The sequence below is a fragment of the Streptomyces sp. APSN-46.1 genome, assembly GCF_022815725.1.
Taxonomy (GTDB): Bacteria; Actinomycetota; Actinomycetes; order Streptomycetales; family Streptomycetaceae; genus Streptomyces.
On sequence record NZ_JALGRF010000009.1, the window covers coordinates 75745 to 91921 of the forward strand.

The window sequence follows — 16177 nt, forward strand, 5'->3', positions numbered from 1 at the left end:
GTTGAGCTGCCCGCTGTCGCCCACTCCAGCGCCGTTCAGCCCGAATAGCAGCGCAAGGGTCTGGGCCGAGGCCCCGTGGAGGTCCTGCAGGACAAGCCGGGACGCGGCAAGGTAGGCTAATGGCGGTGGTTTGCGTTAGTTTGTACCTCATCTTCAAGCGTCGAGACTGGCTCTAGATCCCGACAAACTTGTCTACCTTGAGCAGTGACCAATACCCGCCAGTCGTGCGGACGCACTGCCACAGGCCCCAGGGATACGACGCGCCCTCGACGTGCCTCAACGGCACTTCACCGCCGGGCTGCTTCCGGTACCGCGCCGGCACCGCCTGACGTTCCAGCCGCGCAGCCTTCATGCCCGCGCGACCATCGGGCCTTCCAGGACCGTCAGCCGACTCTCGTCAGAGTGAGCCCTGTTGTGGTTCGTCGCACAGTTGTGGGGCTGGCGTCGGCGTATCGGCTTCTGGGATGCTTCGGTCCGTCAAGCGACGGCGGAACGAGGAAGCCGGTGAGATTCCGGCACGGTACCGCCACTGTGTAGGGGGAGCGACTCCGCCATGGCCACCGCCCGTCAAGGGGTGGGAAGGCCGGAGAAGCATTGATCCCGAGTCAGGAGACTCACGCCGTCGCACCTCGATGTACGGGGCGGATTTCCCCAGGAGAGGCGGTGGCACTCGTGTGCCTGCGTACGTGTGTGATCTTTGCGCTGCCGGTTGCCCATGGGAGCCGGCCGGGCCGGCCTGATTCCCGGGCCCGCTCCCTCGGACTCTGAAGAGCCTTCTCCCGCTGCGGAGTTCCCCTCCCGTACAGCCGCATCACGCGCGCCGGTCGCCGGTGCGCGTTTCTCTACGCATGTCACCAGGAGTCACCTTGTCCGTACGACCAGCCACGCCCAGCCGCCGTCCAGCCGCCGCGGCGGCGCTTCTCGCCCTCGCGCTCGCACTCACCGCGTGCGGTGACGGCGGCGCGGACCGGCCCGCCGACTCCAAGGCCGCGGCGACGGGTGACGGCTGCATCACCGATTTCGACCCGGGCAAGGACTACTTCCCGGCCAAGTCGGCGGTGAAGCACGCCAAGAACTTCACGCTCCGGTACGAGAAGAGCTACCAGGTGCTCACCGTCAACGAGCCGTACCCCAAGGGCAAGCCCGAGTCGTACGTCCTGGTCAAGTGCGGTGCCCCCAAGCCCAAGCTGACCGACGACCTGGCGGGCGCCCCGCAGATCACCACCCCCGTCAAGAGCCTGTACTCGGCCTCGACCACGCACCTGCCCCTGCTGACTGAGACCGGCACCCTGGACGTGCTGACCGGTGTGGCAAACACCTCCAACATCAGCTCGGCCGAGGTGATCGAGCGGGTGAAGGCTGGCAAGGTCATCGAGTACGCGAAGGACCGCACCCTCAACGCCGAGACGGTCATCGGCGCCAAGCCGGACGTGCTGATGACCCAGGGCACCGACGATCCCCAGTACCCCAAGCTGCGCCAGGCCGGCATCGCCGTCGTCGCCAACGCCGAGTGGCTGGAATCAAGCCCGCTCGGCCGCGCCGAGTGGGTCAAGGCGATGGCCGCGCTCACCGGGGCGGAGAAGCGCGCGGGCGAGGTCTTCGAGACCATCGAGGGCGACTACCAGAAGGTCGCCACCAAGGCCGCCGAGACGGTCAAGGCGGGCAAGCCCGTCCAGGTGCTGCCCGGCACCATGTACCAGGGCACCTGGAACATGGCTCCGGGCGGTAGTTACGCCGGCAAGCTGATCAAGGATGCCGGCGGCGCCTACCCGTGGGCGGACGAACCCGGCACCGGCAACCTCCAGCTGAACTTCGAGGCCGTTTACGCCAAGGGCGGCGAGGCACCCGTATGGCTGGTCGGCCAGCAGTGGAAGACCACCGCCGACGCGGTGAAGGCCGACAGCCGGTACGGCGAACTGAAGGCCGTCACCGCCGGTGAGGTCTGGACGAACACCAAGGCGCTGGGCCCCGGCGGCGGCAACGATTACTTCGAACGCGGCGTGCTGCGCCCGGACCTGGTCCTCGCCGACCTCTACGCCCTGCTCCACCCCGACCAGGCCCAGGGCCATGCCTTCACCTTCTACACCAAGGTCCCCAAGGCGTGACGACCCGGACGATCGTCACCGCGGCCGCCACGCCGGCCCGTGCCCCGGACGAGACTCCGGACGCGCCGCGGCCCGGACGGCGCAGGCGCCTCGCAGTCGTCGGCGCGCTCGCGGCCGGCACGGCCGCGCTGTTCGTGCTCACCATCGCGACCGGCTCGCACCAGGTGCCGCTCGCGGAGGTGGTACGCGTCCTGTTCGGCGGTACCAGTGCCGACCCGAGGTGGGCCGTGATCGTCGAGGAGGTGCGGCTGCCGCGCGCGCTGACCGCCACTGCCGTCGGAGCCGCCCTCGCCGTCGCCGGCGTACAGATGCAGACGCTGTTCCGCAACGCGCTGGCCGACCCGTTCTCCCTCGGGGTGAGTTCGGGCGCCAGCATGGGAGTCGCCGCTGTCGTGGTCGGTACCGGCGGGGTGGCCGGCAGCTTCACCGGGAACCTTGCCGGGCTGGGACGCCTGGGCGTGGTGCTGGCCGCATCCCTCGGCGCCGCGTGCGTACTGGCCCTCGTACTGCTGCTCTCACGGTGGGTGCGGTCGGCCGTCACCCTGCTCGTCATCGGCGTCATGATCGGCTCGGCAGCCACGGCGGCGGTCAGCGTGATGCTGGTGTACGCCCAGCCCGAACGCGCCCAGCAGTTCGTCATGTGGGGTCTGGGCAGTTTCAGCGCCACGACCTGGCCCGACCTCAGGGTGATGCTGCCCGTGATCGGCGGGGGTCTGCTGGCCGCCCTGCTGACCGCCAAGCGCCTGAATGCGCTGCTGCTCGGCGAGGACTACGCCCGCACCATGGGGCTGAACGTTCGGCGCAGCCGCGATCTGGCGCTGCTCGGCACCTCGCTGCTGGCGGGCGCGGCGACCGCCTTCTGCGGCCCGGTCGCCTTCCTCGGGCTCGCCGTTCCGCATCTGACGCGGGTGGCCCTCGGGACATCCGACCACCGCGCGCTGATTCCGGCGTCGATGCTCGCGGGCGCGTTCCTCGCCCTGGCGTGCGCGCTGCTGAGCCAGCCGCCCGGGATGGACTCCGTGCTGCCGCTGAACGCGATCACCTCGCTGTTCGGCGCCCCGGTGGTCATCGCGTTCCTGATCCGCAGCCGTCGCGGCATACAAGGAGTGACTTCGTGACAGGCACAACTGGTCTGCCGGATACGGTGGAAGCCGCGGCCGCCCTGCCCCCGCGGACCGCTCGCGGGACGACCGACGAAAGCCCTACGCGTGGCCTGGCCACCGTAGGACTCGCCGTCGGTTACCGCACCCGGTCCCTGAGAGGGCGGGGCAGCGGGCGGGCCGTGCTGACGGGGCTCGACCTCGAAGCCCGGGCCGGTGAACTCACCGTACTGCTCGGCCCCAACGGGGCGGGCAAGTCCACCTTGTTGCGCACCTTGTGCGGGCTCCTTCCCCCGCTCTCCGGCCACGTGCGTGTGAGCGGCATCAGCCTCGCGCACGAGTCGCCGGCGGTCCTCGCACGCCGCCTCGCCGTCGTCCTGACCGACCGCGTCGACCCCGGACTGCTGTCGGCGCGGGAACTGGTCGGGCTGGGTCGCCACCCCCACACCGGATTCACCGGCCGTCTCACAACCATCGACCACGCGGCCGTGCAGTGGTCGCTGGAGGCGGTCGGCGCGGGGCATCTCGCCGACCGGCCGGCCGCCGAGCTGTCCGACGGTGAACGCCAGCGCGTCTTGACCGCCCGGGCACTCGCCCAGGAGCCCGAGGTCGTCCTGCTCGACGAGCCGACCGCGTTCCTCGATGTGCCTGCGCGTGTGGCCCTGACGGTGCTGCTCCGTGACCTCGCCCGGGACAAAGGCCTGACGGTAGTGGTCAGCACCCATGATCTGGAGCTGGCCCTGCGGGTCGCCGACGCCGTTTGGCTGGTCGACCGCGACTCCCGTGTGCACGTTGGGGCTCCTGAGGACCTGATCCACAGCGGCGCCGTCGCCGGCGCCTTCGACGCCGAACACCTGGCCTTCGACCCGGTCTCGGGCAGCTTCGGACTCCGCCGGGCCACGCGCGCGACCGTGGCCGTGGACGCGCCGCCCGCCCTGTTCCCGCTGCTCGAACGCGCCCTGGCCCGCGAGGGGTTTACCGTCACGCAGAGCGGACAGGGTGAGAAGGGGCAGGTGAGCGCCGACAAGGGGGGCAGGCTGACCCTGCGGGGGCCGAACAGCCAGGTGGTGCATACCGGCAGTTTCCACGAGCTGGCCCGGACGGTGCGCGCATGGTGAGCCTGATAACTCCTGAGGCACTGGCGCGCGTCTCCGCCATCGGACCGTACTTCGCCGTGACCACCGGGCCCCGGCCTGATGCCGGCGGATTCCGGCCAATGGCCGACCTGTACGCGGACCCCGGTGCACTGCAGAACTGCGTACGCACCGTGGCCGGGCGGCTCGGGACCAATCAGCCGCGGGTGGCCGCCTCCACCCTGCACCTGGGCACCGCCTCCCGGCTCTGGTCGGTCGCCCTCGCCTGCGCCGCGCTCACCGGCCGTGTGCCCGACCTGGGGCCCGACCGGCTGTGGTGGCGCCTGGCGTCCTCCGGCCCGATCGACCTGTGGCTGCCCGACGTACGAGAACTGCCCCAGGACCGGGTCACGGCCCTGCACCACACGGTCGCCACCCAGAACCTTGCGCCCTGGGCCGACGCCGTGCGGCGCATATCCGGCGTGTCCCCGCACACCTTGCGCGGCAACGCCGCCTCGGCCCTCATCGGAGCCCACCGTGTGCTCCTTGCCCGCCTCCCGCACTCCCCGCAGCAGGAGGTCCGGGTCCCTGTCGTCCCGGTCGTCCACGAGCTACTCCGCCGCCCGCCGCTGGCCGACGCCGGCGCGTGCGGCACCAGGCCCGACGGAACGATCGCCTTCCGCCGCCGAAGCTGCTGCCTCTACTACCGCGTGCCCGGCGCGGGCACCTGCGGCGACTGCGTCCTCAACCACCAGGAGAGCACCCCATGACCACCACCGAACCCGCCGTTGTCGAAACTCCGGGCGGCGGTACCCAGCACGTCTGGGCCCTTCCCACCGATGAGGCCACGCTCCTCGACCTCATCACCACCGTCTTCACCGACCACTGGCAGCACATCCACTTCGGCCCCATCATCGAAGGCGCCGCATGGGAGGTCGCCGCCCCCTGCGCGCCCACCGCCATCACCATGAACGACGGCTACGCCACCGTCGACTTCGGCGCCTGGCACTTCCACCTGTGCATCGGCGAGCACACTGCCTCCGGCCCCGAACTCGGCCGCATCCGCCGCTGCTCCCGCGCCGAGCTCTACCGCACACTCGGCTCGGACGGCGCGCCCGTCAGCTGGGGAGCGCGCCTGTTCAACGGCCGCGACGAACAGATGATGACCGTCCTGCTGCCCAACCCCTTCCTCACCGACCACCAGGAGATCCGCGACACCCCCGACTTCACCCGCCTCGCCGCCTGGGACGCACTGCGCGCCCGCTTCCTCGATCTGCCGGAGGACCCCCTCGACCGCAGCGGCAAGGGCTTCCGGCACAGCGGATGAGGACTCGGCCAGTCCGTGCGCCCGGGGGCGAGGACTCTGACTCTGTGCCTCTACGGTGCCGCATTGGTCAATGCCGTACCCCGCTCTGCCCGGACTGGCCGAGCGCGTCCGGCTGCGGCATCGCAACGGGATCGAGGCCACCCGGCAACTGCTGGCCGAAGCGGCCTTCCCGGCCGCACTGGGGGACACCGGGCCGTCCTGGTGCTGGACGTTGATGACCAAGTAGTCCGGCACTTTCTCCGGGGTATGCGACCATGCACACAGTGTGCTGACGAGAGGCGGGCGCCTGGGTCGGCGTTCCGCCGGATCCCACGCCACCAGGCCTCAACTGGCCTGCCCCGTCACCCCCACGCGTGAAGAAGGCCGATCCCTCGTTGATAGCTTTGCTCCCCCTGCCTTCTTTGCTCAACGGGGGTTCAATGAGCCAGCCTCAGTTCCAGTCGCCGCAGCACAACCCGTACAACCAGCAGCCCAGCCAACCACCGATGCCCCCCGCGCAACCGCCGATGCAGCCCTGGCAGCAGCAGCCGCAAATGCAGCCCGGCCAGCCGTACCCCGCGCCCTTCGGGCATCAGACGAGGCGCGGCCACCCCGTCGGCGCCTTCTTCCTCGGGTTCCTCGCCTCGGTCGTCGTCTCGGTGATCTACAGCGGCATCACGGTGGCCACCTACAAGGAACAGTCGGCCGATACGGCGCACACTCTCTACGTGCTCCACAGCCTCCTCAACGGCGCGGCGGTGGGCGCGTTGATCGGCCTGGTGGGCCGCCGCAGCACCGGCGCCCAGATCAGCGGGGCCGTCATCGCCCCGCTCGGTGTCTTCTTCGGCTACACCAACGCGTTTCCACTGATCATCGCCGACAGTCAAGGGGTCCCCGCCATCGGGGACATGATGGAGGTCGACCCCTTCATGCCGGCCAAGGCCTGGTGGGGCAGTCAGAGCGACACCGAGTGGCTCTCCCTGCTCGGTCTCGCGGTCGCCGCCGGAGCGGCCTGGGGCCTCGCCTACGTCATCGGGAAGCGTCGCTGAGGAGTCGGGCGTTCGCTGCCGCAATGCTCCCGCATTTAGGGGGTGATGATCGGCTGATATAGCGTGCTCACGTCAAAAGGACACACATCACACGCGTTCACGGGGGACTCCCGCATGACCTTTCCACCACAGCAAGGCCCTGGCCCGTACGGTCAGCCTGCCCCGTACGCACAGCAGCCGCCCCAGGGATACCCGCCCCAGCCGGGGTACGGATACCCGCAGCAGCAGCCGTACCCGCCCCAGCAGCACATGCAGATGCAGCCGCCGCCTCAACAGCAGCAGTGGACCGCACCGCCGCAGCCGGCGCCGCCGTCCCGGAGCGAGGGCATAGGCATCAAGAAGATCCTCAAGGGCATCGCCGTCGTGGTCGTCCTCATCATGTGCGTGGTGGGCTACTTCGCGAGCCAGGACGATGCCGACCACGCGGAGGCCGGAGACTGCCTCAAGAACACCGGGTCCACGGTGACTCCTGACCTGCAGGTGGTGGAGTGTGGTGGCACCGAGGCAACGTACAAGGTGGTCGAGGTGATCCCCGACACGCTGGACACCACCAAGTGCGAGGGCAAGTCGGACGTCGGCTACCACGAGCAGACCCGCGGTGGGCGGCGCAGCTCGGGCAAGCAGTTCGTGCTCTGCCTCAACGAGCTCAAGAAGAAGTAGCCGAGGACGCGAACGCCCCGGGCCAGAGCGGCCCGGGGCTTCCCACAGGTGCCGCACTCGGCGCAGTTCTCCTTGTCGTACTCGTCCGTCATCTCGGCAAGGCCGACCCAGAGCGCGGCGGTGCGTCCAGTGATCTCGCTGCGGCCGAGCAGTTCCTTGAGCCAACGGCTTGACGGTGTCCTTGAGGTCGGCGTGCCGCAGGAAGCGGCCGAGTTCGCGTCCGGCGTTGCCGGCCAGGTAGGACTTGTCTGTGCCGGGCAGATCGTCCAAGGGTCCGTCGCATGCCGGCGGGTGGTACCCCCGGTACCCCCTGGTCGCGGCCACGCCGCCATGGCCCGGGCGCCCAGGCGCGTTGTCTGCTGGTGCGGTTAACGCTCGGGAAACCTCGTGTCGGTTCGAATGGCCGCGACGGGTCACAGTGGCCTGACCCGGCCGTCGCGCATCTGCACTTGCCGGGGCAGAGAGGCGGCGAGCTCACGGTCGTGGGTGATGATCACGACGTGGTGCCGGAAGAGTGGAGGTCGCGCAGCAGCCGCGTCACCGCCTGCCCCGACACCGAGTCCAGGGCCCCGGTCGGCTCGTCCGCGAGCAGCAACGCGGGGTCGCCAGCCACCGCGCGGGCGATGGCCACACGCTGACGCTCTCCGCCGGGTGGCTCGTGCGGGTGGTGGTCCGTGCGGTGGCCGAGGCCTACACGGTCCAGTACCGCAGCCGGGCGACGCCTGCGCTCGGCGGGCCGCAGCCCGCAGTAGAGGCCGTCGGCCAGGAGGGTGCTCGTACGACTGCCGTACGGCTGTGAAGGCCTTGACGCACCTACGCCCCCGTACGGGTGCCCTGGGCGTCGCACGGAAGGGGGCGGCCCGGGTGGTCCCGGGTGAAGTCCTCGCCGATGTCGTCGGCCGTGTCCGCCATGGCCTCGCTGGAGATGTGGATCTGCCCGGAGAACGGCCGGTCGATGTCCGCGATGAGGAGCAGGGAGCCGGTGAAGAGGACGGCCAGGACGCACAGCAGCACGACGTGCGAGGGGCCGCGCTTGAGTGGCAGACCAAAGGAGAAGGCCCCGATGGTAGCGGCGAGTGCGATGACCATGAACCAGTAGACGATGGGCGGAATCGCCGGAGTGGCCTCGGACAGCCGGGTCTGGCGGGCGACGGAACGCTGGTCGTCGGCGTCGACCAGCAGCTCAAACGTGGTGTCGCCCTTGTGGGCCAGCTCCTTGAAGTGCCGGCGGAAGTCCGAGGACCAGACGGAGGCCTCGGGGGCCTTCTGGCCGTTCTTGTCCATCCGCGGCCATTCGTACGCCAGGATGGCGCGCGCGTAGCAGACGGCGTCGGCGTGCATCCGTTCCCGTTGGGGCTCAGGGGCGTAGTCGGCCACTTCGTAGAGCTGATCGACCCGGTGGGCCTCGGCCCCTACGGCCTGACCGGCGGAGCCGAACGACTCGGCGGCCACGACGATGACGAAGGCCACCAGGAGGACGGCAAGCGTTTCCAGGGGGCTGATCAGGTCGCTGACGGATGCTTCTTCGCCGTCCTTCGGCGGTCGTCGGCGCCGGTAGCCGTTGGCGACCAGGCCGACGGCGAGCGCGGCGGCCATTGCCGCGACCGTGATGATCGTAAGCATGCTCGGGCCCCCGAGTGGAGGTCGGTCGTCTTACCGGACACCCCCGCCGCTCCCAGCCCACCACACCGGGACGCCTCCGGCGAGGTGGGCCGAGTGCGGTGTGCTCCATGTGGCCCTGGAGCCCGCCTGGATCCAATCAGATGCGGTCGGCTGCGATGAGGAGGTACTGGAAGGAGCCGTCCTTGTAGGAGTTGATGAACGCCTCTTCGATGCCGGTGACCAGGGAAGACGTGGCCCGCAGCTCCCAGTAGGGCAGGGTCGCGGGAGTCAGGTCGATCACGGCCTGCGGTACGAGACGGTTGTCGGCCATGGCCCGCAGGTACTCCCGGCGGGAGTGGATGTTGCACTCGAAGTGCGCGTTGATCTGGGAGACCCACTTCGAGGGCTGACCATAACGCGGGTTCCAGCAGCCGGTGATGGTCACGTAGCGGCCGCCGACCGCGAGAATGCGGGAGTGCTCGGCGAACAGGTCGTGCAGGTCGACGTACATGCTCGACTCGTTGTTCCACGAGGCCGCGGCCTGCCCGGTCTCGAAGGGCATGCTGAGCATGTTGCAGACGCGGGCGCGGACGTGGTCCTCGATGCCGAGTTCGCGGGCACGGCGGTTGGCGAAGTCGGCCTGCTTGGCCGACAGGGTGACGCCCTCGACCTCGCATCCGAAGCGCTGGTGGGCCATGACCATCGAGCCGCCGCGACCGCAGCCGGCGTCCACGAGCGTATCGTCGCGCCCGATGGGGCCGAGGTGCTCCAGGAGGACTTCGGCCTGAGCCGACTCCAGGCGGTGGAGCTCGGCGATCAGCTTCTTTTCGTATGCGCTGTCGTCGGCGTTGCCGAGGGCGGCGTGGTCGACGTCTCCGATGCCGTAGTGGTGGTGGTAGAGGCCGTCGACGTCGCCGAGACGCAGGTTCACGGGCCTGGCCTCGTGGTCCCAGTAACGGGCGATGTCCCCCTGGTAGGCCGTGGCCGGGGTGGGGATGAGCACGGAGGTACCGGCGGCGGTGGCGGAGGTGGTGGTGAGATCGGTGCTAGTCACGGATAAGTCCCATCCTTACCAGAAGTCGGGCAGGCTGTAGCGGTAGGTGTTGGTCTGGTGCCAGTAGTGGTTGCCGTCGACCCACACGGCCACTCCCCGCAGGAAGCGCAGCACGCTCGGGACGGGGCAGGCGGCGGCCAAGGCGGCGGCCTCGTCTTCGAATCCGTGCATGAGGTCGTTGTGGACCTCGACCGCCTTCAGGTAGGCCTCCCGGTCGGAGAGGCCCTCACGTTCGGCGATCACCACGGGCAGGTTCAGGTGCCGGCCGGGGCTGGCGAGTTCCTTGGTGTACGAGTACAGGTCGTTGACGATGGTGGTGGCGTTCCCCGCGAGCGCGATGACCTTCTGCATGGCGGGCTGGGCATGCAGGTCCGCCGGCAGTTCGTAGCCGCCGACGGTGTCGGTGATGGTGGGGCAGGGCCGGAAGTTGTTGAACTGCCGCATGGCCAGGTACTCCCACACCTCGGGAACGTGGTCCGTCTGGGCCCAGGCGGCCTCGGCGAGGTACCCCAGGTGCAGACGGGCCATGTCGTGCCGGTACCGGTCGGCCTGGGAGGGAGTGGACTGCCGGACGAAGTACTCCATCGCGGAGCGGTAGGCACGCCGCGGGGCGTCCGCATGGAGCGACTCCCCCCACTGCGGCTGGTACTCCTTCGTCGTGTGAAAGGGGTCGAGGGCGGTGTGCGCCAGCAGAAGACGTCCACCGAGGCCGATCGGCGAGCCTCCGTGGTCCTCGCAGTAGCAGTCGTCGACCGCGTTCTCGGCCACCATCAGCCGCGTGGCGATCATCAGGTGGTCGATGGTCGGAGCGTCCGGATGGCAGGCGACCATGTAGCGCCCGACGGAGAACCCGTCGAACTGGTCCTCCCAGTCCTCGGGGTACAGCTCGACCTCGTCCAACGCCCAGGCCTTGATCCTGCGGCCGACCTCCTCCACCCGCGCCGGATCGGGCTCCGGCACCGGGTGGTAGTAGAGACCCGGGATCGGATTGCCCGCCACCGGTGCCTCGGGCGCCGGAGGCGTCGGCGGCTCCTCACGCCGGGCCAGGTGAAGGCTCGCCGTGCCCAGACCACTGGGGCCGCGCAGGATCCGCTCCAGGGCAGGGCTCGGTTGCGGGGCAGGCCGGGCGGCGTGGGCGTTGGCGAGGGCGTTGGCGAGGGCGAGGGCGTGGGCTCCGAAGTGGCCCGCAGCGGCGGGCAGGCTCAACTGCAGAGGGGAAAGCCCAGGATCGGGCATCCGTAGCTCCTTGGTGAGGTGGGTGGGCTGTCCCGGATCCCGGGCACGCTCGGGCGGCCCGGGAAGGGCGGGGCTGTCGTAACCCCCGGGCAGGCCTCTAGTCGCGCCTGCGGGCGATCTGCACGTTCTCCAGCACGCCGAGCGCGTCGGGCACCAGGATGGCGGCGGAATAGTAGGTGCTGACCAGGTAGGAGATGATCGACCTTTCGTCGATGCCCATGAAGCGCACCGACAGGCCCGGCTCGTACTCCTCCGGCAGACCGGTCTGGCGCAGACCGATGACGCCCTGGTTGTCCTCCCCAGTACGCATGACGAGGATCGAGCTGGTGTTCTCCTTGCTGATGGGGATCTTGTTGCAGGGCAGGATCGGGACCCCGCGCCAGGCCGGGACCTGCTGCCCGCCGACGTCGACGTGGTCCGGGTAGAGCCCGCGGGCGTTGAACTCACGCCCGATCGCCGCGATCGTCCTGGGGTGGGCGAAGAAGAACTTGGAGCCACGGCGGCGGCAGAGCAGCTCGTCGAGGTCGTCCGGGGTGGGCGGGCCCGAGTGGGTCTGGATCCGCTGCTTGAAGTCTGCGTTGTGGAGCAGACCGAACTCCCGGTTGTTGATCAGCTCGTGCTCCTGGCGCTCGCGCAGCGCCTCGATGGTGAGCCTGAGCTGCTCCTCGGTCTGGTTGTGCGGCCCGTTGTAGAGGTCGGCGACCCTCGTGTGGACCCGCAGAACGGTCTGCGCGACGGAGAGTTCGTACTCGCGCGGGTTGAGCTCGTAATCGACGAAGGCGCCGGGCAGCTCGGCTTCGCCGGTGTGGCCGGCCGACATCGCGATCTCGGCCTCGCCGTGACGGTTCTGGCGCTGGAGGGGAAGCGAGCTGAACTGCCGGACGTGGGCCTGGAGGCTCGGCGACGTGGACAGCACGGCGGCGAACTCGGCGCGGGACAGGGTGAGCAGCGTACCGGCGGTCTCGGCGGTGGCGGTGTAGTCCCACCCGGCGTCGCCGTCCAGGAGGGCGTTCTCACCGAACCGGTCGCCGTCGGCAAGTACGGCGACGGCGACCTCGTCGCCGTACTTGCCGACGGAGGTCTGGCTGATCCGGCCGTGGGCGATCAGGTGGATCTGCTCGGCGGGGGCACCGCGCTCGACCAGCACCTCGCCGGCACGGAAGTCGCGCTGGACGCACCGGCCGGCGATCGCGGTCAGCACCTCCTCGTCTTCGAAGCCGCGCAGCAAGGCCAGTTCGCCGAGCTCGCGGGGGATCACCCGGACATGGGCACCGTCCTGGATGAACTCGATGCGCCCGTCGCCCATGGTGTAGCTGAGGCGGCGGTTCACCCGGTAGGTGCCGCCCTTGGTCTCCACCCAGGGGAGCATCCGCAGCAGCCAGCGAGAGGTGATCTCCTGCATCTGCGGGGCGGACTTGGTCGTGGTGGCAAGGTTACGAGCAGCCGCTGTGCTCAGGCTGGACTGCTGAGGCGGCTCCAGCTGTGCTTCCGGGCTGGTGTCAACGGTCATCGGGCGAGCTCTCCTTCGTGAGGGTGGCGATCGTCATGCGTGCGCGTTACCGGTGAAAGAGGAAGAAAGACGGCGAACATCCGGGAATCCGTCCAGATCCGGGGGAACAGTAACGGTCGGTACACCCAGTCGACGCGGCGACGCCGTTGGCATTAGCTCGCATTACCTCGATGCAGTGATCTTGCTCCGCATGAGGTTTGCCTGGGCGCCGACGGTATTCGGACCTGGTCGAGAGCAGGCGCCAGTGCGTCGCGCGGTCACCCGCCCCCTCCCACTTCGGTGCCCGCGGTTGCTGAACGACCTGCGCGAAGGGCATCTCGCCCCGGCGGCCGTCGCACGCTTCATCCGGCACGCCGCCCCGCAGTCGTTGCGCCAGGCAGACCGGCGCCCCGTGCCCTGGCCCAGCTCACCGCCCTGCACGGCCCCTCTTGATGTTCTCCGTCACCGGCGGGTCCTTCGACGCCGCCACCAACCGCGGCGCGTTCACCGGTGTGCTGTGCTCTGGTACGTCGGCGGCACGCCGGCCCTCCCGGGCCTTGGCGACCTGCTCCTCCAGAGCGGTCTGAACAATCTCACGGCCTTCGCGCCGCACGGCGGGGGTGCGCTTGAGAAAGCGGTCCCCGAGGGCGGCTGCTGTGCGCGACCGGGCGCCGAAGGCGCTCCATCGCGGTCTGCCGCAGCCGCAGGGCATCGACGCTCGGCTTGTCCACGCCGTCAACGCCCCAGCCGGGCCCGTCGCCGCTCTCCGCAGCCGGCTCTTCCTCGCCGTCCGCCTCGACGGTGGCCGTGCCACGCCCCGGCATGAGCGGGAACCCGTGGCCTTCCGCCCAGTGGGAGGTACGGCCGGAGTTGCCGCCCGCGGCCGACCAGCCGTGGGCGGTCTTCGTCGTCCGTACGTACGTACGTATCCGAACGCCATCGTGGCCGCCATGCCGCCGCGCCAGCTTCGTCAACGTTGCGTAGCCCGTCCCAACACCTGGATCGGGCTCCTGCCCAGTGGCGATCCGTCTTCGGAGGCAGCCTCGGCTGGGGAGGATCTGGGGAGAATGGAGCCCGTTGGGGAGCAGCTGGGGAGGATCGACCGCACAGACGGGCAGCACGGCGAAAGGGTCGGAAAGACGGATCGCCGCAGGTCGGACCGTCCGTACAGTCGATTCCCGCAGGTCAGCGGCGTGCGGGTGACGACTTCAAGAAGATCTCCTCCTGGGCCGCCATCCTCATGCCGGAGCTGAAGTGGGCCATCTTCAAGAAGCGCGACTGGCTGTAGCAGGCAGAGCGCGGTCACTGAGGGCGGGCCGCCGGGGTGTCCGGTGGGGCGTCAGGCGCGACAGCGCAGCATCTCCAGCGGGGGGTTGGCGTGGAAGTCCGCCCAGAAGTCCGCACCGAACTCGCGCACGCCGGCCTCCGACACCGTCAGCGGAACCCAGGTCACCTCGCTGAATCCGGCCGCCCGCAGGCACTTCTCGTAGACCTCGCGGCGCGGGAGGTGGGCGACGAAAGAGACCGGCGGGTCGAGCAGCGCCGTGGTCCGGACTTGCGGTCCGGTCTCGACCTCCTCACCGGTCAGCTCGGAGAGGAAGCCGTACCTCTCCGGGGTCGGCCCGTCGAAGCGGAAGTCGGGCGACTGGTTGAGTACGAAGAACTCGGCGCCGGGCTTCAGGCTCCGGTGCGCGTTGCGGCACATGCGCTCCGTGGTGGCGATGTCCTCCGCGTAGTTGAGCAGTTGGACCGCCAGGCCGAGGTCGAAGCGCCGTTCGAGGGGCCGCAGCTCGGCCACGTCACCGACCTCGTAGCGCACACCCAGCGGATGGCGCTCCTCCAACTGCTGTGCCACGGCGACCATTTCCCCGGAGACGTCGATTCCGAGCACCTCCGCGGCGCCTCGCCGCTTGAACTCCCGGCTGTAGAAGCCGGTGCCGGAGGCCAGGTCGAGGACCGACTTCCCGCGCACGTCCCCGACCATCGCCAGGAAGCTGGGCACCACCACGTACTGCTCCAGCGGCAGTGCCTTGAATCCCTCGTACGCCTCACCGATCTCGTCGTACTGCTGCTGCGCGCTCATTGTGATGTCCTCCTGTTTCGGCACGTCCTCGGCCACGACCCCCGTCCCCGGGGCACGCCGCGGCTTCTGGTTGGAAGTCTCTACGGGCCCCGGCAGAGCGTCGTACTGGCAGAAGCCACAAAGATCCGGGCATCGTCCCGGCATCGCGTACGGCCGGCGAGCGGGGCCGTGCGCGGTTCGAAGAAAACTTCGGCCGGAGGTGAATCCTTTCCGGGTCTCCCCGCCTCTTGTCTGTGTACCGGCCGAACGGGCCGACAGAACCGGGAGGAAACACCATGATGGTCACTGGCCTCGTAGTGATCGGAGCCCTGCTCGTGGGCGCGTGCAGCTGGCACCTGATGCGGCGCTACAAGAGCCGAAGCTGACCAGCGCCTACGACGCGCGGGCGTCTTCCGGATATGAGTAGCAGATGAACCAACGCTTCCCCTGGCCGGACGAGCGGCTGATCAGGGCCGCTCAGGACGGCGACGTCGCTTCGCTCACCACCGTCGTCATGGAATCGCAGCCTCATGTGCGCAAGTTCGCCATATCGCTGTGCGCCTCGCCGCAGGATGCGGAGGACGCGGCACAGGAGGCGCTGATCATCCTCTACCGGAAGATCGGGACCTTGCGGGCCGCCGGCGCGCTTGCCTCATGGATGTTCCGGATTGTCCGCAACGAATGCCTCCGGCAGGTGCGGCTGCTCGTCTCGCGGAGCGACGAGGCGTCGGCCGAACCGGAGGCATCTGCGGAACGGTCCGCCGAGGACGCGGTGCTGCACAGGCTGGAGGTGGAGCGGATCGCGGCTGCGGTCAGCGCCCTTCCCCGTGACCAGCGGCAGGTCCTGATCATGCGGGACGTACAGGACCTGCCCGGCAAGACCGTCGCCCATTCGCTCGGTCTGAGCAACGCCGCGATGAAATCGCGGCTGCACAGAGCGCGCGCAGCACTGCGTCACTCACTGGCAGCGACCGGCCAAGCGTCCAGTCAAGCCATCGGCCAACCAGTCGGAGGAGACTCACCACCGTGAACACCGTGAAGCCCGCGCAGGGCGCGCAGGGCGCGCAGGCCCGGGCCACCGCGCAGTCCGCCGCGCCCGAGATGAACTTCGCCAGCAAGTCCGTCCCGCGCCACCTGGCGCGCGGCGCCATCGGCTTCGGGCTGATCATCGGCTCGATCGCCCTGGTGCCCGTCGCCGGCCCGGCCACCCTGCTGGCGGCCCCGTTGGCCCTGATCGCCTTCCGCGGCTGCCCCACCTGCTGGATGGTCGGCCTGGCGCAGACCATCTCCCGCGGCCGTCTGGAGCGCCAGTGTGTGGACGGCGTCTGCACCCTCACGAAGGCGCACCCGTCGGCGAAGGCCGCGGAGGAGCCGACAGCCGACATCAGCGTCCCGGCCGCTTCCCGGTGACTGTCAGTGCACGCCACGGCAGGGCCGATCG

At 69.6% G+C, this 16177-nt stretch carries 15 protein-coding genes, 2 pseudogenes and 1 riboswitch; of the genes and pseudogenes, 10 read left to right on the forward strand and 7 right to left on the reverse strand.

Annotation, left to right across the window (positions count from 1 at the left end; translation table 11 throughout):
* Positions 1–453 precede the first annotated feature (453 nt).
* A riboswitch (cobalamin riboswitch) is annotated at positions 454–639 on the forward strand.
* A gap of 227 nt (positions 640–866) precedes the next feature.
* From MTF65_RS22400 to MTF65_RS22435, 8 genes are all read left to right on the forward strand, one after another.
* The gene (locus tag MTF65_RS22400) at positions 867–2105 is read left to right on the forward strand and encodes an ABC transporter substrate-binding protein (RefSeq protein WP_243630688.1); all 1239 of its coding nucleotides are present in this window, start codon (positions 867–869) and stop codon (positions 2103–2105) included.
* Positions 2102–3223, forward strand: a complete 1122-nt coding sequence (locus MTF65_RS22405; protein WP_243630689.1) for an iron ABC transporter permease — start codon at positions 2102–2104, stop codon at positions 3221–3223. The genes MTF65_RS22400 and MTF65_RS22405 overlap by 4 nt, the downstream gene beginning before the upstream one ends.
* Positions 3220–4323 (forward strand): ABC transporter ATP-binding protein, encoded by a 1104-nt coding sequence (locus MTF65_RS22410; protein ID WP_243630690.1) that lies wholly within the window; start codon positions 3220–3222, stop codon positions 4321–4323. Before MTF65_RS22405 ends, MTF65_RS22410 begins: the two co-directional genes overlap by 4 nt.
* Positions 4317–5048: a (2Fe-2S)-binding protein gene (locus MTF65_RS22415; protein ID WP_243630691.1), complete on the forward strand. Its 732-nt coding sequence runs from the start codon at positions 4317–4319 to the stop codon at positions 5046–5048. The genes MTF65_RS22410 and MTF65_RS22415 overlap by 7 nt, the downstream gene beginning before the upstream one ends.
* Positions 5045–5605: a hypothetical protein gene (locus MTF65_RS22420; RefSeq protein WP_243630692.1), complete on the forward strand. Its 561-nt coding sequence runs from the start codon at positions 5045–5047 to the stop codon at positions 5603–5605. The genes MTF65_RS22415 and MTF65_RS22420 overlap by 4 nt, the downstream gene beginning before the upstream one ends.
* Positions 5606–5675: 70 nt before the next feature.
* Positions 5676–5831, forward strand: a complete 156-nt coding sequence (locus MTF65_RS22425) for a hypothetical protein (protein ID WP_243630693.1) — start codon at positions 5676–5678, stop codon at positions 5829–5831.
* A gap of 193 nt (positions 5832–6024) precedes the next feature.
* On the forward strand, positions 6025–6633 hold the full coding sequence (locus tag MTF65_RS22430; protein WP_243630694.1) for a hypothetical protein: 609 nt from the start codon (positions 6025–6027) through the stop codon (positions 6631–6633).
* A 114-nt stretch (positions 6634–6747) separates the two neighbouring features.
* Positions 6748–7293 (forward strand): hypothetical protein, encoded by a 546-nt coding sequence (locus MTF65_RS22435; protein ID WP_243630695.1) that lies wholly within the window; start codon positions 6748–6750, stop codon positions 7291–7293.
* A 44-nt stretch (positions 7294–7337) separates the two neighbouring features.
* Here the strand turns inward: MTF65_RS22435 and MTF65_RS22440 are convergent.
* The 7 genes and pseudogenes from MTF65_RS22440 to MTF65_RS22470 all read right to left on the reverse strand — a co-directional run.
* Positions 7338–7554, reverse strand: a pseudogene (locus tag MTF65_RS22440) (collagenase); the annotation flags it as partial.
* A 152-nt stretch (positions 7555–7706) separates the two neighbouring features.
* Positions 7707–8059, reverse strand: a pseudogene (locus MTF65_RS30735) (ATP-binding cassette domain-containing protein); the annotation flags it as partial.
* A gap of 47 nt (positions 8060–8106) precedes the next feature.
* Positions 8107–8916 carry a hypothetical protein gene (locus MTF65_RS30740; RefSeq protein ID WP_374207282.1) on the reverse strand — a complete coding sequence of 270 codons (810 nt, stop codon included), beginning with the start codon at positions 8914–8916 and terminating at the stop codon, positions 8107–8109.
* 136 nt (positions 8917–9052) lie between these two features.
* Positions 9053–9949, reverse strand: a complete 897-nt coding sequence (locus MTF65_RS22455; RefSeq protein WP_243630696.1) for a geranyl diphosphate 2-C-methyltransferase — start codon at positions 9947–9949, stop codon at positions 9053–9055.
* Between the two features lie 15 nt (positions 9950–9964).
* A complete protein-coding gene (locus MTF65_RS22460) occupies positions 9965–11185 on the reverse strand; it encodes a family 2 encapsulin nanocompartment cargo protein terpene cyclase (RefSeq protein ID WP_243630697.1) in 1221 nt (406 codons plus the stop codon).
* 97 nt (positions 11186–11282) lie between these two features.
* Complete coding sequence (locus tag MTF65_RS22465) at positions 11283–12695, reverse strand: family 2B encapsulin nanocompartment shell protein (RefSeq protein ID WP_243630698.1); 1413 nt, start codon at positions 12693–12695, stop codon at positions 11283–11285.
* 1318 nt (positions 12696–14013) lie between these two features.
* A complete protein-coding gene (locus MTF65_RS22470; RefSeq protein ID WP_243630699.1) occupies positions 14014–14757 on the reverse strand; it encodes a class I SAM-dependent methyltransferase in 744 nt (247 codons plus the stop codon).
* A gap of 409 nt (positions 14758–15166) precedes the next feature.
* Between MTF65_RS22470 and MTF65_RS22475 the strand changes: the two genes are divergently transcribed.
* Both MTF65_RS22475 and MTF65_RS22480 read left to right on the forward strand, forming a co-directional pair.
* Positions 15167–15766 (forward strand): RNA polymerase sigma factor, encoded by a 600-nt coding sequence (locus MTF65_RS22475; protein WP_243630700.1) that lies wholly within the window; start codon positions 15167–15169, stop codon positions 15764–15766.
* 71 nt (positions 15767–15837) lie between these two features.
* On the forward strand, positions 15838–16146 hold the full coding sequence (locus tag MTF65_RS22480; protein WP_243630816.1) for a hypothetical protein: 309 nt from the start codon (positions 15838–15840) through the stop codon (positions 16144–16146).
* Positions 16147–16177 lie beyond the last annotated feature (31 nt).